The sequence below is a fragment of the Streptomyces galbus genome, from assembly GCF_005280195.1.
GTDB classification, from domain to species: domain Bacteria; phylum Actinomycetota; class Actinomycetes; order Streptomycetales; family Streptomycetaceae; genus Streptomyces; species Streptomyces galbus.
Map to the genome: position 1 here is coordinate 83,664 of NZ_SZPR01000035.1, position 19,744 is coordinate 103,407.

The following is a 19,744-nucleotide window of genomic DNA, read 5'->3' on the forward strand; positions in this document are numbered from 1 at the left end:
TCTGCCGGTTAGGCCGGGCGGTCGCACCGGCCTGGACAGGGACCCGGGTACCCGGCGGTCGGGCCGTGACACCGCGCCGAGGGGGCGGACGGAGGCGTCGGTCAGCCGCTCAGCGCCGCCAGGACCACGCCCTTGGCCTCCTCCTGCACCCGCGCCAGGTGGTCGGGGCCGAGGAAGGACTCGGCGTAGATCTTGTACACGTCCTCCGTGCCGGAGGGACGGGCCGCGAACCAGGCGTTGGCGGTCGAGACCTTGATGCCGCCGATGGAGGCGCCGTTGCCGGGGGCCTCGGTGAGCACCGAGGTGACCTCGTCGCCGGCCAGCGAGGTGGCCGTGACCTGCGCGGGCGAGAGCTTGGCGAGCAGGGCCTTCTCCTCGCGGGTGGCCGGGGCGTCGATGCGGGCGTACGCCGGCTCCCCGAAGCGGGAGGTGAGCTCGGCGTAGTGCTCGGAGGGCGTGCGGCCGGTGACCGCGGTGATCTCCGAGGCGAGCAGGGCGAGCAGGATGCCGTCCTTGTCGGTGGTCCACACCGAACCGTCGCGGCGCAGGAAGGACGCGCCGGCCGACTCCTCGCCGCCGAACCCGATCGTGCCCGAGACGAGCCCGTCCACGAACCACTTGAACCCGACGGGCACCTCGACGAGGGGCCGGCCCAGGTCGGCGGCCACCCGGTCGATCATCGCGGAGGAGACCAGCGTCTTGCCGACACCGGTGCCGGCCGGCCACTGGTCGCGGTGGTGGTACAGGTACTGGATCGCGACAGCGAGGTAGTGGTTGGGGTTCATCAGCCCCGCGTCCGGGGTGACGATGCCGTGCCGGTCGGCGTCGGCGTCGTTGCCGGTGGAGATCTGGAAGCGGTCGCGCTGCTCGATGAGCGAGGCCATGGCGTACGGCGAGGAGCAGTCCATGCGGATCTTGCCGTCCCAGTCCAGCGTCATGAACCGCCAGGTCGGGTCGGTGTACGGGTTCACCACGGTGAGGTCGAGGCCGTGCTGCTCGGCGATGCGGCCCCAGTAGGCGACCGACGCCCCGCCCAGCGGGTCGGCGCCGATGCGCACGCCGGCGGCGCGCACCGCGTCCAGGTCGAGCACCGCGGGCAGGTCGGCGACGTAGGTGCCGAGGAAGTCGTAGCGGGCGGTGGTGGGGGCGGCGAGCGCCCGGGCGTAGGGCAGGCGCCGTACGTCCTTCAGGCCGCCCTCGATGATCTGGTTGGCGCGGTCCTGGATCCAGGAGGTGGCGTCCGAGGCGGCGGGGCCGCCGCTGGGCGGGTTGTACTTGAAGCCGCCGTCGGCGGGCGGGTTGTGCGACGGCGTGACGACGACGCCGTCGGCGAGGCCCGAGGCCCGCCCGCGGTTGTGGGTCAGGATGGCGTGCGACACGGCCGGGGTGGGGGTGTAGCCGTCGGCGTCGTCGATGAGGACGGTCACGCCGTTGGCGGCGAACACCTCCAGCGCGGTGACCCGGGCCGGCTCCGACAGGGCGTGGGTGTCGGCGCCGAGGAAGAGGGGGCCGTCGGTGCCCTGCTGCGCCCGGTACTCGCAGATGGCCTGGCTGGTGGCGGCGATGTGGTCCTCGTTGAACGCGCCCGCCAGGGACGAGCCCCGGTGTCCCGACGTGCCGAAGGCGACCCGCTGACCGGGGTCGGCGGGGTCGGGGTGCAGCGCGTAGTACGCGGTGACCAGCCGGGAGACGTCGACGAGGTCCCCGGGGCCGGCCGGGCTGCCCGCTCGCTCGTGCTGCATGGGTGCGTCCTCCGCTTCGGTGGTGCCGTGGTGGTGCCTGCTCTGCCCCTCATCTTCCCCGGCGGGGCCCCGGCGTGCGAGGGTGCGCGCGTGGCGGTGATCACGCCGTCGGCACGCCCGACCGGGAAAGCCGTTCACGCGCGCGGACCCGGAGATCGGTCGAGCTCCCGGCTACTCATTGCAGTGGAGTTGTGCGTCGATCCGCTGGGCGGTCATGGGACGACCAGCGCGCCTCTGGAACCTGCAGACCCCGGGGTATTGTCCCTGCCGCCCGGAGAATACGACCCGTCAGGATCAAAGGAGCGTCCGCCTCGGATGATAGGGACCTTCGCCCATTTCTGGCATTGGCTGGTGATCGGCGTGAAGCTCGTCGACCACCCCAGCCGGGTATCCGCCTATGAAGCGTTCCGGCTGCTCGTCTTCGCTCTCTTCACCATCACCCTGATGTGGAGGATCTGGAAGAAGGCGAAACTGTGGGTAGCCGCGCGGGGTGCGAGCGCCTCCCGCGCGGAATGAGGAGCGCTGGGATTCGTTCTCCTCCACGTGCCTGGCTCAGTCCCCAGCACAGCGAGACCGACCGCACAGGAATCCGCCGGCCGTCCTGTGGCACTTGGTCGGGATGGGCTGGATGACGAAAGCGCGGAAGGCGGCGCACGGGACGGTACGGCGTGTGGAAGTGGGCCTCGGGCCGCTGCGGCGGGCCTGGGCGGGGCCCGGGCGCGAGCGGGACCTGGTGGTGCAGTCGCTCAAGGCGGCGCTGGCCGCGTGGGTGGCCTGGGCGGTCGCGGGCTGGTGGCTGCAGGCGCCGGTGGCGTTCGTGGCGCCGTGGGTGGCGGTCGTGCTGGTCGAGTCGACGGTGTACCGCTCGATCGCGCACGGGCTCCAGCAGCTCGGCGCGATCGCCGTGGGCACCGTCGCGGCCACCCTGGTGGGCCTGGTGCTGCCGCCGACGGTCGCGCTGGCGCTCGTCCTGCCGGTCGCCGTGCTGCTGGGGAGCTGGCGGCGCCTGGGGAGCCAGGGCATCTACGCGGCGACGGGCGCGCTGTTCGTGCTGACCGGCGGCCCGGTGGGCGTGACCACCTCGGCGGCCCGGATCGGCGAGGCGGCGTTCGGGGCGCTGGTGGGGATCGCGGTGAACGCGCTGGTGCGTCCCCCGCTGTACCTGCGGGACGCGCACGCCTCGCTGCGGGACGCGACCGACGAGGCGCACGACATCCTCGCCGCGGTCGCCGACGGCATGGAGCGCGGCGAGTGGAGCGCCGACGACGCCCACGAGTGGCACGACCGGGCGCTGCGGCTGGGGCGTCTGGTCGAGCAGGCCCGCGCCGCGATCGGCCACGGCCGGGAGAGCGCCCGGGTCAACCCGCGGCGCCGCACGGTCGCCGCGCAGGGCGACGGGTACGACGACGCGCTGGTGGTCCTCGACTACGCCGCCGTGCACACCGCCGGGGTCACCCGGACCGTCCTGGAGGCGACCGAGCGCGAGCACCGCGAGGAGTGGCCCCGGCGGGCGGTCGCCGGACACTACGCCGCGTTCCTGCGGCGCACCGCCGAGGCGCTGCGGCTGTACAGCGCGACCCGGTTCGGGCAGGGCGACGAGGAGCGGCTGGAGCAGGTCGTGGAGGAGCTGCGCCGGACGCTGGAGGAGCTGCGGGTGCGGTTGCCGGGGGCGCTGACCGACGACCCCGAGGACGTCGCGTCCTACGGTTCGCTGCTGGCGCAGGCGCGTCGCCTCGCGGACCAGCTCGTGCCCTTGGGCGGCTGAGGACGGCGGCGGGGCGCCGCTGGTCCGGGCGGGCGCCCGAGCACCGGTGGGGGGCGTTGGGCCGTGCGAGTGGTGCGCGCCGGGTGGCGGTCGTAGCGTCGGAGGGGGAGCCACGCGAGGACGCGTTCGCGGAAACCGGGAGCTGACATGGCTGGACACAGGACGAGGACGACCCTGGCGGCCTGCGCCGCACTCTCGCTGGCGGCTCTCGCGGGCGCCGCCACCGCCCCGCCGGGCAACGCCGCGGCCGGGGAGCGGACGGTCGCCGTGGCGCGCAAGGCGCCGCTGCCCGTCCTCGTCGACTGCTTCGAGAAGGCCCGGGTGCGTCCGGCGGACTTCGTCCTGGCCTGCGGCGACGGCAACAGCCGCCTGGTCTCGCTGCACTGGTCGCAGTGGAACGCGCGCAAGGCGGTGGGCCAGGGCGTGAACGTCGTCAACGACTGCAAGCCGTACTGCGCGGCGGGCACCTTCCGCTCGCACGCGGTGAAGGTGCGCCTGGACCGCGCCGCCTCCTGGACGAAGCACCCCGGGGTGCCGCACTACACGCGGCTGACCCTGGTCTACCCCGACGGGCGGCCCGCGGGGTACCGGACGGTGATGACGTACACGCTCTGGAACTGACCCGGCACGAGGAAGCGGCCGGGAGGGGAGCGGCCGGCACGGGGACCGTCAGTCCATCAGGCCCGCGGCCAGGGTCGCGCCCAGCTCCCAGCACGCCTCGGTGTCGCCTCTGCCCGGCTCTCCCGTGACGGTGACCGGTTCGGCGGCGCGCCGCCAGGCCAGGCCGGTGGTGATCGTCTCGATGCCGCGCACGGCGCCGGTGACGTCGTTGCCGCCGTGCACCCAGTAGCCGAAGGGGCGGCCCCGGGTGGCGTCCAGGCACGGGTAGTAGACCTGGTCGAAGAAGTGCTTGAGCGCGCCGGCCATGTAGCCGAGGTTCGCCGGGGTGCCGAGCAGGTACCCGTCGGCGGCCAGGACGTCGGACGCGGTGGCCGCGAGGGCCGCGCGCCGCTCGACGCGCACGCCGTCGATCTCCGGTGCGGTCGCGCCGGAGACCACCGCCTCGAACAGTGCCTGGCAGTTCGGCGACGGCGTGTGATGGACGATCAGCAAGGTGGCCACGCCACGGAACCCTGCCCGCCGGGCGCGCCCGACGCAACCGGCATGGAGTGTGGGGGCACAGCGTGCGCGGAGTGCGGGGGCATGATCGGCAGGGAGTGCCGGGCACCATCGGCACGCCGCGCGCCGGACGCGATCGGCACGGAGCGCCGGACGCGATCGGCACCGGGCGCGCGGGAAGACCCCGGCCGGCGCGCCGAGCGTCCCCCCGCACGGGTGACGGCCTTCGAACGGGGGCGCGGGAACCGAACGGAACAGGGCGAAACGCCAGGCCGCGCCACCCCTTCCGCCACGTAGAGATATCCACCAGCATGCATATGCCGGGTCGCCGGGCGGCCGGACTCCCGTACCCGGCGCTCGTTCCACGGCCGCGCACGGCCGCGCCGCACGGACCCCACACGGAGCCGGACATGAGCGATGCAGGGTGGATGCGCGGCGTGGAGTGGCTGGCGGCCGCGGCGACGGACCCCCGGGCCTGCAAGCGCGACTGGGACCAGGGGACCGGGGTCGCCCTGCTGCAGGCGGGCCGCTATTGGGACGTTCTGAGCGTGCCCGGCCGGCTGGGGCTGCTCGCCCTGGACCTGCTGTGGCAGCCCTCGCTGCCGGTGCCGGGCCCCACGCTCGTCGACACCGCCGCGCACCGGGTGGGGTTCTTCCTGCCGCCCGACCCGGGCAGCCGGTGGATCGGGGCGGGGGTACGGCACGCGCGCCGGGGTGCCTGGGTCGCCGTGCCGCCGCCGTACCGTCCGGCCCGCTCCCTGGAGTGGCTCGTGCCGCCGGACGGGAGCGGGGCGCTGCACCGGCCCGCGACGCTGGAACTGGCGCTCCGCCAGGCCAACGGCACCCTCGCGGTGTGGACGCCCTCCTCCCGGCCCGAGGCGGAGCTCCCGCAGCCCGGGACGTGACGGGGACGGGGTGACGCCACGGGCGGGTCGTGCGGGTCCGGCGGGTCGTGCGGGTCGCCGGGTCGTGCGGGTCAGTTCGCGGGGGCGTCGACGACTCGGCCGTTCTCGTCGAGGGTGTGGGTGCGCCAGTACTTGTCCCACTTGTCGTCGACCTCCTGCGGCACCTTGCCCCGCGGGTACTTCACGTACCCCGCCGGGGGCGCCTCCTCCTCGGGGACGCAGGTGGAACCGGTCGTGCCCACGTTCAGGGCGGGGTACTCACCGTCGGAGCAGATGTGCTCCCGGTACTCGAACCCGGCGCAGCCGGTCAGCGCCACCAGGGCCGCCGCGCTCGCGAGGACGGCGGCGACGGCACGGACCGTGCCGGTACGAGGAGCGGCGGCGGTGCCGGGCGCGCGGCGGGACGTACGCATGGTCTTCTCCAGTCGTTCGTTCGTTCGGTGTGGCTCCACGATCGCCTCCCGGAGGCCCCTGATCCCTGAGTACGCGTACTCAGAATCCACCGGCCCGAGCACCCAATCCCGCCGAGTATCAGGAGAGTTGGAGCAGCGTCAGCGGGCGGGCGACCGCCTGATGCGCCGGCTGCTGGCGCTGCTGGACAGCGAGCCCGCCCAAGGTCGACGGCCGCGCGGTGATCCTGCCGAACGGCTGACAGCCGGGGGGCGGCGCAATCCGGACACCTCAACTCGCCTGCGCTGTACGGCAATTCCGACAGTCGACGCAGAAGCGAACAGAAGACGGGCGGTTTCGGAGCGAAGTGCCGGGCGACCGTGCGAGACCGGTCGATGACGGTGTGTACTGTGCTCCGGAGCGCCCGCCCGGCGGGCCCCGGATCTCCGCCTGCCCGCTTCCCGACCGGAACGCCGACCGCCCCGATCCCCCCTGGAACCGCATCGATGACCGCACTACCGGATCTGGCCGCCGGCGGCCTCGCCCTCGGCACCCTGTCCGCGTTCGCCCTCGGGGGCGGGCTGCTGCGACTGCGGCGCCGGGACGCCCGCCGACGCGCCGAGATCGCGGCACTGCGTACTCAACTCGACGGCTCCGTGCGGGCGTTCACCTCCGAGGTCGAGCACCTGGCCGCCCGCCGGGTGCCGGCCGCGGCCCGGCAGGTGACCCACCCCCATCTCGACGTGCCGGGCCCGCTGCAGCCGTTGACGGCCGGCACCCCGCTGGGACGGGCGCTCGACGACGTCCTGGTGGCCGTGCAGGGCGAGGTCGCCGCCCAGCGCACCCGGGTCGACGCCGCCGCCCAGGCGGGCATGCGCGGGGCCACCCGGGAGATCCAGGCGGCGCTGTACCGGCTCCAGGACGCCCTGCGCCAACTGCAACAGCGCTACGACGACCCCGAGTTGGCGCAGACCCTGTTCGCCCTCGACCACGAGAACGAGCAGTCCCTGCGTCGCGCGCAGGTCGCCGCCGTGGTGTGCGGGGCCTGGGTAGGCCTCGCCCGTGAGGAGTCCCACCTGGTCGACGCGGTCACCGGCGGCCAGGCCCGGCTCGCGGGCTACCACCGGGTCGCCGTGCACAACCACCTCGAACCCGGCACGGCCCTCGTCTCGCACGCCGTGGAACCGGTCGCGATCATCGTCGCCGAGCTGCTGGACAACGCGCTGCGGCACTCCGCCCCGGACACCGACGTGGTGGTCAGCCTGGAGCACGTCCACCACGGCGTGTGCGTGACCATCGACGACGCGGGTCTCGGCATGACCGAGGACGAACGCCGGCGCGCCCAGCGCCTGGTGGCCGGCGACGACCCGATCCTGCTCACCGACCTGGGCGACCCGCCGCGCATGGGGCTGGCCGCGATCGGCCGGCTGACCCGGCAGTTCGACCTGCGGGTCGACGTCTCCTCCGCCTCCCCGTACGGCGGCGTCCGGGCGGTGCTGCGGGTCGACAGCCACCTCCTCAGCCACCTCGACCCGGACGAGAAGCCGCCCGCGGCGAGCGCCCCGCGCACCACCCGACGTCCCGCCCCGGCGCGCCCGCCCGCACCGGCCTCGGCTCAGGCGACAGCCGCGGCTCCAGCGACAGCTCCGGCTCCGGCTCCGGCTCCGGCCCACGGCTACGGCGCCGAGCGCACCGAGTCGGAGGCCGCCGGACACCAGGCGCCCGCCGCGGAGGACGGCCTGCCCCGGCGCCGTCGCCGTACCGCGGCGGCCGCGCCCCGGCCCGCTCCCGCCGCGGACCGTCCGGCGCGCCGCCCGGAGGAGGCCGCGGCCGCGCTCGGCGCGCTCCAGGCGGGCACCGCGGCCGCCCGGTCCGCCGCGCCCCACACCGGCGGGCAGCACGACGACGGGACGACCGACGGCGGGAGGACCGACGGCGGGACGACCGACGGGAACGGCAGGGGCGCCGGACCCACCAGGCCCGCCGCACCCGCCGCACCCGCCGGCCACGAGCACCGCACCGACCGCAGCGCACCGCACGAACCGACCGACCACGAAGGGGGAGCGGCTCGATGACCAGCCGCAACACGGGTGACACGGCCTGGGTCCTGGAGCCGATCCTCCAGGTGCCGCACGTCCTGGCCGCCGTCATGCTGACCCGCGACGGGCTCGTGACCGGCCACACCGACGCGCTGTCGCGGGCGTCGGCCGAGCGGGTGGCCGCGATCACCAGCACCGTGCAGGGCGCGTGCCGCACCGCAGCGGCCGCGTTCGCCGACGCCGAGCGGGCCGAGGTGCGGCAGGTGGTCGTCGAGTCCGACCACGGCTATGTGCTGATCGTGCCCACCGACCACGGCACCTGCGTGGCCGCGTACGGCGACGGCGAGGTCCGCCTCGACCTGCTCGCGCACCGGGTGCACTCGCAGGTGGCGCGGCTCGGCGAGAAGGCCATGGCGGCCGCGGTCCGGGGAGCCGACGACGACGCGACGGCATGACCGGCCGCCCGGCCGGACGCCCCCTGGTCCCCGCGTACCTGTCGACCGGCGGGGTCGCCCGGCCGAGCCGCCCCCAGCTGGAGCGGCTGTCGGTGCTCACCCGCGGTGACGCGCCGGTGCCCGCCGGGCTGCCCGCCGCCGCACTCGCCCTGCTGGACGTCCTGGCGGGCGGCGCGCTGGCCCTCGTGGAGGCGGCGGCCCTGCTGCGGCTGCCGGTGTCCGCGGTCCGGGTCCTCGCCGCCGACCTCGCCGACCGGGACCTGGTCCTCGCCCGGGCGCCGATCCCGCCCGCCGACCGCTTCGAACCCGACCTGCTGAAGAGAGTGGCCGATGGCCTCCGCGCCCTCAAGCACTAGCGCCTCCCCCGCCGACGGCATCCACCTGCCCGACACGGCCCGCGACCTGGTGAAGATCCTGGTCGCGGGGCCGTTCGGGGTGGGCAAGACGACCCTGATCGACTCGGTGTCGGAGATCCGGCCGCTGCACACCGAGGAGCACCTCAGCGAGGCGTCCGCGGGCGTGGACGACCTGGCCGGGGTGCGGGACAAGACGACCACGACGGTCGCGATCGACTTCGGCCGGGTGAGCCTGGCGGGCGGCGTGGTGCTGTACCTGTTCGGCACGCCGGGCCAGGAGCGGTTCCGGTCGCTGTGGGACGACATCGCCTACGGCGCGCTCGGCGCGCTGGTGCTGGTCGACAGCCGCCGGATCGACGCGTCGTTCGACGTGCTGGGACTGGTCGAGGAGAGCGGACTGCCGTACGCGGTGGCGTTCAACGCCTTCCCCGACGCGCCCCGCCACTACGGCGAGGCGCAGCTCCGCCGGGCGCTGGACCTGGAGCCGGGCACCCCGATGGTGACGTGCGACGCGCGGGACACGAACTCCTCCGTCGACGCGCTGCTCGCCCTGGTGGACCATCTGATCGCCACGCAGGAGGCGGTGTCCCCGTGACCGCGTACCCCCCGGACCGGCACGACTTCTCCCGCTCGGCCCCCGTACGGCTGTGGGAGGACGGGTTCGCCGCGGACCCGCACCGCTACTACGCGGCCCTGCGCGCCCAGGGCCCGATCGGCTGGGCGGAACTGGCGCCCGGCGTCCCGGCGTACGTCGTGACCGAGCGGCGGGCCGCGCTGGAGGTCCTGCGCGACACCGAGCGGTTCTCGCACGACCCGCGCGCCTGGGAGGAGACGGTGCCGGCCGACTCGCCGGTGCTGGGCATGATGCGGTGGCGGCCCAACGCCCTGTTCGCCGACGGCGGCGCGCACGTGCGCTACCGCACCGCGCTCCTCGACGTGTTCGACCTGCTCGAGCCGCACGACCTGCGGGCGCGGGTGCACCGGGCGGTGCGGCTGCTGGTGGACCGGATCGGGCCGCGCGGCGAGGCGGACCTGGTCGCGGACTTCTCCCGGCCGCTGATGGCGCTGGTCTTCAACGACCTGTTCGGGATGCCGGTGAGCGCGGGCGACCGGCTCGACGCGAGTCTCGGCCGGATGATGGAGGGCGGCGCGGGGGCCGCCGAGGGCGAGGCGGAGTACGCCCGGTACGTGCTGGACCTGATCGCCGCCAAGGCCGAGCGGCGCGGCGACGACCTGCCCAGCCGCCTCCTCGACCACCCGGCCGGGCTGACCCCCGAGGAGGTCACCTGGCAGGTGTTCCTCACCCTCGGCGCGGGCTACGAGCCGACGGCCAACCTGGTGTCCAACACGCTGTCGCGCATCCTCGGCAACCCGGTCTACTACTCGACCCTGACCAGCGGGGCCCGGCCGGTCACGGACGCGGTGGTGGAGGTGCTGCACCACGAGACGCCGCTGACCAACTACGGCATCTACTACGCCCGCGAGCCCGTGGCCTGCCACGGGGTGTGGCTGCGCGACGCGGTGCCGGTGGTGGTGTCGTTCGGCGCGCTCACCTCCTTCGCCGAGCAGGAGGACACCGGCGGGCGGCACCCGGGCGACGTCTCCCACCTGTCGTGGGGCGCGGGCCCGCACGCCTGTCCCGTCAGGCAGCACACGCTGCTCATCGTCACCGAGGCGATCGAGCAGCTCACCCAGTGGCTGCCCGACCTGGACCCGGTGCTGCCGCGCGAGCGCCTGGGCTGGCGGCCCGGTCCGTTCCACCGGTCGCTGACCGCCCTGCCTGTCCGCTTCACCGCCCGCTCCCCCGACCACCCTGGAGTTGAGTCGTGACCGTCACCGACCGCATCGCCCTCGACCCGTTCGGGGCCGACATCCCCGCCGAGAGCGCCCGGTTACGGGCGCTCGGCCCGATCGTCCCCGTGGAGCTGCCCGGCGGCATCCCGGCGTGGGCACCGACCGGCCACGCCGTCCTCAAGGAGCTGATCCTCGACCCGCGGGTCAGCAAGGACCCGCGCCGGCACTGGCGGCTGTGGCCCGAGATCGGCGACCACCCGTCCTGGGCCTGGATCCTCGGCTGGGTGGGCGTGGTGAACATGCTCTCCACGTACGGCACCGACCACGCGCGGCTGCGCAAGCTGGTCGCGCCGAGCTTCACGCACCGGCGCACCGAGGCGCTGCGCGAGCGGGTCGAGGTGATCACCGCGGAGCTGCTGGACGGGCTCGCGGCGGGCGGGGACGAGGCCGACCTGAAGGCCGCCTTCGCGCACCCGCTGCCGATGCGGATCATCTGCGAACTGTTCGGGGTGCCCGAGGGGATGCGGGACGCCACCGCGCGGCTCATCGCCGCCATCATGGACACCTCCGACCCGGGTCCGGAGCACGCGGCGTTCGTGCAGGAGCAGATCGGCACGGTGCTGGGCGGCCTGGTCGCGCACAAGCAGGCTCGTCCCGGCGACGACATGACGACCGAGCTGATCCGGGTGCGCGACGAGGACGGCGACCGGCTGAGCGCCGAGGAACTGGTCCACACGCTGCTGCTGGTCATCGGCGCCGGGTTCGAGACGACCGTCAACCTCATCGGCAACGCCGTGGTGGCGCTGCTGCGCCGGCCCGAGCAGCTCGCGGCGGTCCGCAGCGGCGCGATCGGCTGGGACGCGGTCGTGGACGAGACGCTGCGGGCGCACCCGTCGATCGCCTCGCTGCCGCTGCGGTTCGCCGTCACCGACCTGACGGTGGGCGACGTGACGGTCCCCGCCGGCGACGCGATCATCACCACGTACGCCGCTGCGGGCCTGGACCCGGCCCACTACGGCCCGGACGCGGACGTCTTCGACGCGGCGCGGGGCGCCGACGACCACCTGGCGTTCGGGATCGGCGTGCACCGCTGCATCGGCGCGCCGCTGGCCCGGATGGAGGCGCTCACCGCGCTGCCCGCCCTGTTCGAGCGGTTCCCCGACCTGGACCTCGCCACCGGGGAGCTGACGCAGGTGCCGTCGTTCATCGCGTTCGGCTGGCAGGAGATCCCGGTCCGGCTGCGCGGCTGAACCGGTCGGGCGACGGGGGGCCGACCGGTCCCCCGATCCGCTGCTCCCGCTGCCCCCGCGGACACTGGTGATTCTGCCGATGGCGACCGCGCTCCCCGCCACGACGCTGGGCGAGACAGGCACCCCACGCCTCTCTCCCCTCAGGAGCACCCATGCGTCGTCGTCCCCCGCGCCGGCTTCTCGGCCTTCTCGCCGCCTCCACCGTCGCGCTCACCCTCTTCTCCTCGGCGCCGGTCGCCGCCGCCGATCCCGCCCCCGCTCCGGCCGCCCGGACCGCCGGCGCGACCGCCCGGACGCTCGCCACGAGCACACCGGTCGTCTTCGTCCACGGCTACACCGGCAACGCCTCCAACTGGGTCACCGCCATGAGCGTGTTCCGGGCCGGCGGCTGGTCCAGCTCCAACCTGTTCGCCTACGAGTACGACTCCTACGGCAACAACGTCACCAACGCCCAGGGCCTGGCCGCCTTCGTCAACAACGTCAAGGCGCGGACCGGCGCGAACAAGGTGGCCATCGTCAACCACTCCATGGGCGGCCTGGTCAGCCAGTACTACCTGAAGGTGCTGGGCGGCAACGCCAGCGTCAGCCACCTGGCCTCCATCGCCGGCGCCAACCACGGCACCACCTACGCCGGCGCCTGCCTGATCTACACGACCTGCCAGCAGATGTACCCGGGCTCGTCCTTCATCGCCCAGATCACGGCGGGCGACGAGACACCCGGCGACACCAGGTACGCCACCTGGTACTCGGCGTGCGACGGCATCATCCTGCCGTACACCAGCACCCGTCTCGAGGGCGCCGTGAACAACAACGTGCCGTGCCAGACCCACATCGGCTACCTGACGGACACGGTCGTGCTGGGCGCGATCGCCCGCTTCGTCGCCTCCTGATCCCGGGGCGAAGGCGCGAAGGCCCGAAGGCCCGAAGGCGCGAAGGCCGGGCGGAGCCGATCCATCGCTCACGCCCGGCCCCACCGCCGTGCCCGCCCTGACGACCTGCCGGGAACCGGACGTGTTACGTGTTCTGCCGTCCCCGTGGCAGTCCCTTCTGTCAGAGTCGGGCAGCGTGACCAGTCAGCCGAAGCAGCAGTTACCCCCCGACGATGCCCCGGCCACCCGTCCCGGTCCTCCCGGCGGGGCGCCGACCCCGTTGTCGGTGGGGGTCGAGGAGGAGTTCCTCCTCGTCGACCCCGTCAGCAGATCCGTGCGGCCCGAGGGTCCACAGGTGGCCGCGGCGGCCGCCGGTGAGCTCGGCCGGCACGTCGACACCGAACTGACCCGCTATCAGATCGAGAGCCGCACCGATCCCCACACGCAGCTGGGCGAGACGTTCACGCAACTGCGCTCCATGCGCGCGGCGTTGGCGCGGGCCGCGGCCGGGCGGGGGCTGCGCATCGCCGCCAGCGGTTCCCCGGTCACCGGCCTGGTCGCGCCCGTGCCCCTCACGCCGGGCCCGCGGTACGCCGAGAGCCTGTCCCTCTTCCGCGCGCTGGACGACGAGCAGAGCGCCTGCGCGTGCCACGTGCACGTCGGCGTGGCCGACCCGCGGGAAGCGGTCGAGGTGAGCAACCACCTGCGGCCCTGGCTGCCGACGCTGACCGCGCTGACCGCGAACTCCCCGTACTGGGACGGCCGCGACACCGGCTACGCGAGCTGGCGCACCATCGCCTGGGGGCGGTGGCCGGTGGCCGGCCCGCCGCCCTACTTCCACTCCCCCGCCCACTTCGAGGAACTCGTCGAGGAACTCGTCCTCACCCGGACCGTCCTGGACCGCGGCGGCGTGTACTGGGACGTCCGCCCCTCCCACCACCTGCCCACCGTCGAAGTGCGCGTCGCGGACGCGGCACTCACCCCCGAGGACACCGTCCTGCTCGCCGCCGTCGTCCGTGCGCTGGTCGGCACCGCCCTGGAGGCGATCCGCGCCGGCGGACCGGCCCCCCGCCCGGGTCCCGAGATCCTGCGCGCGGCCTCCTGGCGGGCGGCACGCGACGGACTCGCCGGACACGCCCTCGACCCGCTCACCCGGCGTCTGGTCCCCGCGGTCGCGCAGGTCGAGCGCATGCTGCGTGCCCTGTCCCCCGCCCTGCGTCGCAGCGGTGACCTCGATCTCGTGCGCGGCCACTGGGAACGCCTGCGCACCCGGGGCAGCGGAGCCGACCGGCAGCGTGCCGCCTACCGCCACCGCGCCAGCCTCCACGACGTCGTCGATCACGTCATCGCCGCCACCTGCCCCTCACAGGCACCCCCAGCCACCTCGTGACCGGCCGGCGAGGTCGCCCCGGGGCGGGGCGCGGGCGCCGGTGCCGGGGTGCCCGCGCGCCTCGGGCGAGGGTGACGGCATAAGCTCGGCGGATGGCGAAGTACTACGACGTGCACCCCGACAACCCCCAGCCGCGCACCATCTCCCAGGTCGCGGCCGCCATCCGGGACGGCGCGCTCATCGCGTACCCGACGGACTCCTGCTACGCACTGGGCTGCCGGCTGGGCAGCCGGGACGGGATCGAGCGGATCCGGACCATCCGCCACCTCGACGACCGGCACCACTTCACGCTGGTCTGCCAGGACTTCGCGCAGCTAGGTCAGTTCGTGCGGATCGACAACGACGTGTTCCGGGCCGTCAAGGCGTCCACGCCCGGCAGTTACACCTTCATCCTCCCGGCGACGAAGGAGGTGCCGCGGATGCTCCAGCACCCGAAGAAGAAGACCGTGGGCGTGCGCATCCCGGACCACGTCGTCACCCAGGCCCTGCTGGCGGAGCTGGGCGAGCCGCTGCTGTCCAGCACGCTGCTGCTGCCCGGCGAGGAGGAGCCGATGACCCAGGGCTGGGAGATCAAGGACCGGCTCGACCACGTGGTCGACGGCGTGCTGGACTCCGGCGAGTGCGGCACCGAGCCGACGACCGTCGTCGACTTCTCCAGCGGGGAGGCCGAGATCGTGCGCCGCGGGGCGGGGGACCCCTCGCGGTTCGAGTGAGCTCCAGCGGGGGCCGCGCGGGCCGATGGGTGGTGCGTGCAACCATGTCGGGGCGGCCCCGTCCGTGCCGGGCGGGTGCCCGGCTCACCGTGAACACCGCAGAGAGGCGCCCCCATGACCTCCATCCAGGGAACCGATGTCGACGTCCGCACCGAGGACGGCGTCGCCGACGCGTACTTCGTGCACCCCGACGGGCCGGGTCCGTACCCGGGCGTGCTGCTGTACCAGGACGCGTTCGGGCTGCGCCCGCACCTGAGGTCGATGGCCGACCGGCTCGCCGGTGAGGGCTACGCCGTGCTGGTGCCGAACGTGTTCTACCGGCACGGGCGCACCCCCGTCTTCGACCTGCCCGCGTTCATCGACCCGGAGGCCCGTCCGGAGATCTGGCAGGCGATCGGTCCGGTCATGCAGGCGCTGACGCCGGAGCTCGCCGTGCGGGACGCGGACGCCTACCTGCGCCGGCTGGAGGAGGACCCGCTGGTCACCGACGGTCCGGTGGCCGTGACGGGGTACTGCATGGGCGCCCGGCTGGCCCTGTACACGGCGGGCGCCCACCCCGGCCGGGTCGCGGCGATGGCCGGGTTCCACGGCGGGCGGCTCGCGACGGACGCGCCGGACAGCCCGCACCTGGTCGCCGACCGGGTCACCGCAGAGGTGTACTTCGGCCACGCGGACGCCGACGCCTCCATGCCGCCCGAGCAGCAGCGGCGACTGGAGGAGGCGCTGACCGCGGCCGGCGTCCGCCACCGGTGCGAGGTGTATCCCGGGGCGCACCACGGCTACACCCAGGCCGACACCTCGGCGTACGACAAGGACGGCGACGACCGGCACTGGACGGCCCTGCTGGACCTGCTCGCCCGCACCTTCTGAGGGAACCCGCCCCACGAGCGCTCGCGGCACACGTGCCGCGAGCGCTTCTTCACGTCTTCAACATTGACATGACCACAACTGGGCGGGAATCTGAGAGCGCTCTCAGAACAGGTACGGACCAGCCCCCAGCGGTCCGCCCTTCGGACCAACCCCACAGGTCTCCCGCACGGAGGTGGAGAGTGCTCAGAGGTCTCAGGCACCGACTCGCGGCGGTGGCCGGAGCAACGGCTCTGGTCGGCGCACTGCTCTCGCTGGGACACCCGGCCCAGGCCGCGGTCCCGGACACCATTCCCTTGAAGATCACCAACAACTCGGGCCGCGGCGACGCCGTGTACGTCTACACCCTCGGCACCCTGCTCAGCACGGGCCAGCAGGGCTGGGCGGACGCCAACGGCACGTTCCACCCGTGGCCGGCGGGCAGCGTACCGCCCGTGCCGGCGCCGGACGCGTCCATCCCCGGACCGGCCGCGGGCCAGTCCAAGACGATCCGCATCCCCAAGTTCTCCGGCCGGATCTACTTCTCCTACGGGCAGAAACTGGTGTTCCAGCTCGCCACGGGCGGGCTGGTGCAGCCGGCCGTGCAGAACCCCAGCGACCCCAACCGCAACATCCTGTTCAACTGGTCGGAGTACACGCTCAACAACGACGGGCTGTGGATCAACAGCACCCAGGTCGACATGTTCTCGGTGCCCTACGCGGTCGGCGTGCAGCGCTCCGACGGCAGCACCGTGAACACCGGCCACCTCAAGCCGGGCGGGTACAACGGCTTCTACAGCGCGCTGCGCGGCCAGCCCGGCGGCTGGGCCAACCTGATCCAGACCCGCTCCGACGGCACCGTGCTGCGGGCCCTCTCCCCCGGCCACGGTCTGGAGACCGGTGCGCTGCCGGCGTCCGTGATGGACGACTACATCAACCGCGTCTGGCAGAAGTACGCGACCTCCACGCTGACGGTGACCCCGTTCGGCGACCAGCCGGGCACCAAGTACTACGGCCGGGTCTCGGGCGGGGTCATGAACTTCACCAACGCCTCGGGCGCGGTCGTCACGAGCTTCCAGAAGCCCGACGCGGACAGCGTGTTCGGCTGTCACAAGCTGCTGGACGCCCCCAACGACCAGGTGCGCGGCCCGATCTCCCGCACCCTGTGCGCGGGCTTCAACCGCTCCACACTGCTGGTCAACCCCAACCAGCCCGACACCACGACCGCGAACTTCTACCAGGACGCGGTGACCAACCACTACGCGCGCAAGATCCACGCGCAGATGGCCGACGGCAAGGCGTACGCCTTCGCCTTCGACGACGTGGGCAACCAGGAGTCGCTGGTCCACGACGGGGCGCCGCAACAGGCGTACCTGACACTGGACCCGCTCAACTGACGTCCGCGGCGGCGGACATGACGGAGCCCCACCCCGCAGCCGCGCGGGGTGGGGCTCCGTGCCGTGCGGGACCGGTCAGCTCGTGGTGACGGCGGTGTCGTCCACGACGAAGCTGGTCTGCAGCGAGGAGTCCTCGGCACCCGTGAACTTCAGGGTGACCGTGGAGCCCGCGAAGGAGGACAGGTCCAGGGTCCTCAGGGTGTAACCGGTGGCCTTGTTGAGGTTGGAGTAGGTCGCCAGGGTGGTCGAACCGGCGGTCACCGTCAGCTTGTCGTACGCGGTGCTGGTGGTGGTCTCCGCGCTGTCGATGTGCAGGTAGAAGGTCAGCGTCGCCTTGCAGCCGGCCGGGACAGCGACCGACTGGGACAGCGTGTCGGTGTGCGTCGAGCCGTAGCCGTCGAGCCACGCCTTGTACGAACCGCCGTGCGCCGCCTCACCCGTGTCGTTGGTGATGACCCCGCTGCTGGCCGTCCAGGTGGTGTTGCCCGACTCGAAGCCGGGGTTGCCGAGGAGCTGGGCGGAGGTGCAGGTGCCGCCGCCCCCGCCGGTGCCGACCGTCCAGGTGAAGGACGCGGTGCCGCTGGCGCCGGTGGAGTCGGTCACCGTGACGGTGGTGCTGTAGGTGCCGGCCGTGGTCGGGGTGCCGGAGACGACACCCGTGGAGCTGTTGATCGACAGGCCCGCGGGCAGGCCGCTCGCGGCGTAGGTGAGCGAGCCGCCGTTGGTGCTGCTGGCCGTGATCTTCAGGCTGACCGCGGTGCCGACGGTCGAGGACTGGTTGCCCGGGTTGGTCACCGTGACGCCGCTGCTGGGCGGGGTGATGTGGCCGCCCACGTTGATGCCGGCGAAGGCGTTGCCGACCCCGGCGTACTGGGTGGAGCCCGTGCCGTACAGCGCGGCGGCCGCGTTGAGCGCGGCGGTGCGGGCGCCCGCGTAGTTGGTGCTCGACGTCATGTACGTGGTCAGCGCCTTGTACCAGATCTGCAGGGCCGCGGCCCGGCCGATGCCGGTGACGGCGACGCCGTCGGAGGTGGGGCTGTTGTACGTGACGCCGTTGATGGTCTTGGTGCCGCTGCCCTCGGACAGCAGGTAGAACATGTGGTTCGCCGGGCCCGAGGAGTAGTGCACGTCGAGGTTGCCGACGCCCGAGTACCAGCTGTCGGCGGAGCCGCCGTCCTTGCTGGGCTTGTCCATGTAGCGCAGCGGCGAGCCGTCGCCGTTGATGTTGATCTTCTCGCCGATGAGGTAGTCGCCGACGTCGGAGGAGTTGTTGGCGTAGAACTCCACGCCGGTGCCGAAGATGTCCGAGGTGGCCTCGTTCAGGCCGCCCGACTCACCGCTGTAGTCGAGGCCCGCGGTGTTGGACGTGACACCGTGGCTCATCTCGTGGCCGGCCACGTCCAGCGAGGTCAGGGCGTGGGTGTTGCCCGAGCCGTCGCCGTAGGTCATGCAGAAGCAGCTGTCGTCCCAGAACGCGTTGACGTAGCCGCTGCTGTAGTGGACGCGCGAGTACGCGGCGACGCCGTCGTTGCGGATGCCGCTGCGCCCGAAGGTGTTCTTGTAGAAGTCCCAGGTCTCCTGGGCCCCGTAGGCCGCGTCCGCGCCCGCGGTCTGGGTGTTGGAGCCGGACCCGTTGCCCCAGACGTCGTCGGCGTCGGTCATCAGCGTGCCGGTGCCGGACGTGCCGCCGTTGAGCGAGTAGGTCTTGTGGCCGCCGCGCGTGGTGTCGTAGAGCTGGTACGTCGAACCCGACAGGGTCGTGTTCAGGGTGACGGAGCCGCTGTACTGGGTGTTGCCGGTGCCGGTCTTGACGTCCTGGAAGCGGAACAGTTCCGCGCCGGTGGTCGCGTCGGTCACGACGTGCAGGCGGCTCGGCGTGCCGTCGTCCTGGACGCCGGTGACGACCGTCTCCCAGGCGAGCCGGGGGGTGCCGTCGCCGGCCCAGATCACCTTGCGGGCGCTGTCGGCGGCGGGCTGCTTCGCGTCGAGCGAGCGCGCGGTCGTGAGGGCCTTCGCCTCGGCCGCGGACTTGGAGTACGTGGCCGTGGTGGAGGCGACCTTGACCGTGCGGCGGTTGTTGTTGAAGGTCGTGGTGACCGTGCCGGTGGCCTGGGAGGCCGGGGGCGTGTGCACGACGAGGTCGCCGCCGAGGACCGGCAGCCCTGCATAGGTGCGCTCGTAGCGGGTGTGGACGGTGCCGTCGTTGTCCTTGACGACGTCCTTGACGACGAGCTTCTCCTGAGCGCCGAGGCCGAGGCTCCGTGCGGTGCTCGCCGTGTCCGCCTGGGCGCTCCTGACGAGCGCCGTGTGCTGGGCGGGGGTGAGGTCGGCGGGCAGGCCGCCGGTGCGCAGGGGGCTGGGGTGGGGGGCCGCGGGCTGGGCGGACGCCGGGGCCGACTGGAGGCCCACGGCGAGGAGAGCTGCGGTGGAGAGCAGGGCTGCTCCGACCGCGGTCCGCTTGCGGGGAATGCGTCTCACTCGTACTCCTACTGCGGCGGCCGCGGGGCGCGGCCGGTGACAGACCGGGCAGCCGGGTGTGCTGTCCGGGACGAGCTGACCTGTGCGGGTCCGTCCCTGGGTGCAGGGAACGCGCCGCGCGGTGCGGCAGTTGGGAGGGAGGATGACAGTCTTGACAGTTCCATGTCAGTCCGACGCCGCCGCATCAAGGGTTATCCCTCTGCGCGGGCCCCCATACCGAGGGGATGGCTCTGCGT

The 19,744-nt window shown here is 73.5% G+C and carries 19 protein-coding genes; 15 read left to right on the plus strand and 4 right to left on the minus strand.

Going from position 1 to position 19,744, the window contains the following annotated elements:
- Positions 1–101 precede the first annotated feature (101 nt).
- Complete coding sequence (pgm, locus tag E4U92_RS33130) at positions 102–1,742, minus strand: phosphoglucomutase (alpha-D-glucose-1,6-bisphosphate-dependent) (RefSeq protein WP_137304132.1); 1,641 nt, start codon at positions 1,740–1,742, stop codon at positions 102–104.
- A gap of 315 nt (positions 1,743–2,057) precedes the next feature.
- Between pgm and E4U92_RS33135 the strand changes: the two genes are divergently transcribed.
- The 3 genes from E4U92_RS33135 to E4U92_RS33145 all read left to right on the plus strand — a co-directional run bounded on the left by E4U92_RS33135 (position 2,058) and on the right by E4U92_RS33145 (position 4,128).
- Positions 2,058–2,258, plus strand: a complete 201-nt coding sequence (locus E4U92_RS33135; RefSeq protein WP_137304133.1) for a hypothetical protein — start codon at positions 2,058–2,060, stop codon at positions 2,256–2,258.
- Positions 2,259–2,412: 154 nt separating this feature from the next.
- Positions 2,413–3,507, plus strand: coding sequence for an FUSC family protein (locus E4U92_RS33140; protein ID WP_229862891.1), 1,095 nt, complete (start codon positions 2,413–2,415; stop codon positions 3,505–3,507).
- A gap of 147 nt (positions 3,508–3,654) precedes the next feature.
- Complete coding sequence (locus tag E4U92_RS33145; protein ID WP_137304135.1) at positions 3,655–4,128, plus strand: hypothetical protein; 474 nt, start codon at positions 3,655–3,657, stop codon at positions 4,126–4,128.
- Between the two features lie 48 nt (positions 4,129–4,176).
- Here E4U92_RS33145 and E4U92_RS33150 read toward each other — a convergent pair whose 3' ends face one another.
- Positions 4,177–4,629 carry a flavodoxin family protein gene (locus E4U92_RS33150; RefSeq protein ID WP_137304136.1) on the minus strand — a complete coding sequence of 151 codons (453 nt, stop codon included), beginning with the start codon at positions 4,627–4,629 and terminating at the stop codon, positions 4,177–4,179.
- A 407-nt stretch (positions 4,630–5,036) separates the two neighbouring features.
- Between E4U92_RS33150 and E4U92_RS33155 the strand changes: the two genes are divergently transcribed.
- Complete coding sequence (locus E4U92_RS33155) at positions 5,037–5,531, plus strand: hypothetical protein (protein WP_137304137.1); 495 nt, start codon at positions 5,037–5,039, stop codon at positions 5,529–5,531.
- 71 nt (positions 5,532–5,602) lie between these two features.
- On the opposite strand, the gene E4U92_RS33160 is transcribed toward E4U92_RS33155, so the two are convergent.
- Positions 5,603–5,944: an SCO0607 family lipoprotein gene (locus E4U92_RS33160; RefSeq protein WP_168725249.1), complete on the minus strand. Its 342-nt coding sequence runs from the start codon at positions 5,942–5,944 to the stop codon at positions 5,603–5,605.
- A gap of 483 nt (positions 5,945–6,427) precedes the next feature.
- Here E4U92_RS33160 and E4U92_RS33165 point away from each other — a divergent pair, with 483 nt between their 5' ends.
- The 11 genes from E4U92_RS33165 (at position 6,428) to E4U92_RS33215 (ending at position 17,030) form a co-directional block, all read left to right on the plus strand.
- The gene (locus tag E4U92_RS33165; RefSeq protein WP_229862888.1) at positions 6,428–7,996 is read left to right on the plus strand and encodes an ATP-binding protein; all 1,569 of its coding nucleotides are present in this window, start codon (positions 6,428–6,430) and stop codon (positions 7,994–7,996) included.
- On the plus strand, positions 7,993–8,415 hold the full coding sequence (locus tag E4U92_RS33170) for a roadblock/LC7 domain-containing protein (RefSeq protein WP_137304138.1): 423 nt from the start codon (positions 7,993–7,995) through the stop codon (positions 8,413–8,415). Before E4U92_RS33165 ends, E4U92_RS33170 begins: the two co-directional genes overlap by 4 nt.
- Entirely contained in the window at positions 8,412–8,771 is a 360-nt protein-coding gene (locus E4U92_RS33175) for a DUF742 domain-containing protein (RefSeq protein WP_137304139.1), read from the plus strand. The genes E4U92_RS33170 and E4U92_RS33175 overlap by 4 nt, the downstream gene beginning before the upstream one ends.
- The gene (locus E4U92_RS33180; protein WP_137304140.1) at positions 8,746–9,366 is read left to right on the plus strand and encodes a GTP-binding protein; all 621 of its coding nucleotides are present in this window, start codon (positions 8,746–8,748) and stop codon (positions 9,364–9,366) included. The genes E4U92_RS33175 and E4U92_RS33180 overlap by 26 nt, the downstream gene beginning before the upstream one ends.
- A complete protein-coding gene (locus E4U92_RS33185; RefSeq protein ID WP_137304141.1) occupies positions 9,363–10,601 on the plus strand; it encodes a cytochrome P450 family protein in 1,239 nt (412 codons plus the stop codon). The genes E4U92_RS33180 and E4U92_RS33185 overlap by 4 nt, the downstream gene beginning before the upstream one ends.
- Positions 10,598–11,815 carry a cytochrome P450 family protein gene (locus tag E4U92_RS33190; RefSeq protein WP_137304142.1) on the plus strand — a complete coding sequence of 406 codons (1,218 nt, stop codon included), beginning with the start codon at positions 10,598–10,600 and terminating at the stop codon, positions 11,813–11,815. The genes E4U92_RS33185 and E4U92_RS33190 overlap by 4 nt, the downstream gene beginning before the upstream one ends.
- A gap of 152 nt (positions 11,816–11,967) precedes the next feature.
- The gene (locus E4U92_RS33195) at positions 11,968–12,705 is read left to right on the plus strand and encodes an esterase/lipase family protein (RefSeq protein WP_137304143.1); all 738 of its coding nucleotides are present in this window, start codon (positions 11,968–11,970) and stop codon (positions 12,703–12,705) included.
- A 175-nt stretch (positions 12,706–12,880) separates the two neighbouring features.
- The gene (locus E4U92_RS33200; RefSeq protein ID WP_229862887.1) at positions 12,881–14,074 is read left to right on the plus strand and encodes a carboxylate-amine ligase; all 1,194 of its coding nucleotides are present in this window, start codon (positions 12,881–12,883) and stop codon (positions 14,072–14,074) included.
- Positions 14,075–14,166: 92 nt separating this feature from the next.
- Positions 14,167–14,787: an L-threonylcarbamoyladenylate synthase gene (locus E4U92_RS33205; RefSeq protein WP_168725250.1), complete on the plus strand. Its 621-nt coding sequence runs from the start codon at positions 14,167–14,169 to the stop codon at positions 14,785–14,787.
- 114 nt (positions 14,788–14,901) lie between these two features.
- On the plus strand, positions 14,902–15,657 hold the full coding sequence (locus E4U92_RS33210; RefSeq protein ID WP_137304144.1) for a dienelactone hydrolase family protein: 756 nt from the start codon (positions 14,902–14,904) through the stop codon (positions 15,655–15,657).
- Positions 15,658–15,869: 212 nt separating this feature from the next.
- Positions 15,870–17,030 (plus strand): glycoside hydrolase family 64 protein, encoded by a 1,161-nt coding sequence (locus E4U92_RS33215; RefSeq protein WP_229862883.1) that lies wholly within the window; start codon positions 15,870–15,872, stop codon positions 17,028–17,030.
- 75 nt (positions 17,031–17,105) lie between these two features.
- On the opposite strand, the gene E4U92_RS33220 is transcribed toward E4U92_RS33215, so the two are convergent.
- Positions 17,106–19,508, minus strand: a complete 2,403-nt coding sequence (locus tag E4U92_RS33220) for a M4 family metallopeptidase (protein ID WP_137304146.1) — start codon at positions 19,506–19,508, stop codon at positions 17,106–17,108.
- Between the last annotated feature and the right edge of the window lie 236 nt (positions 19,509–19,744).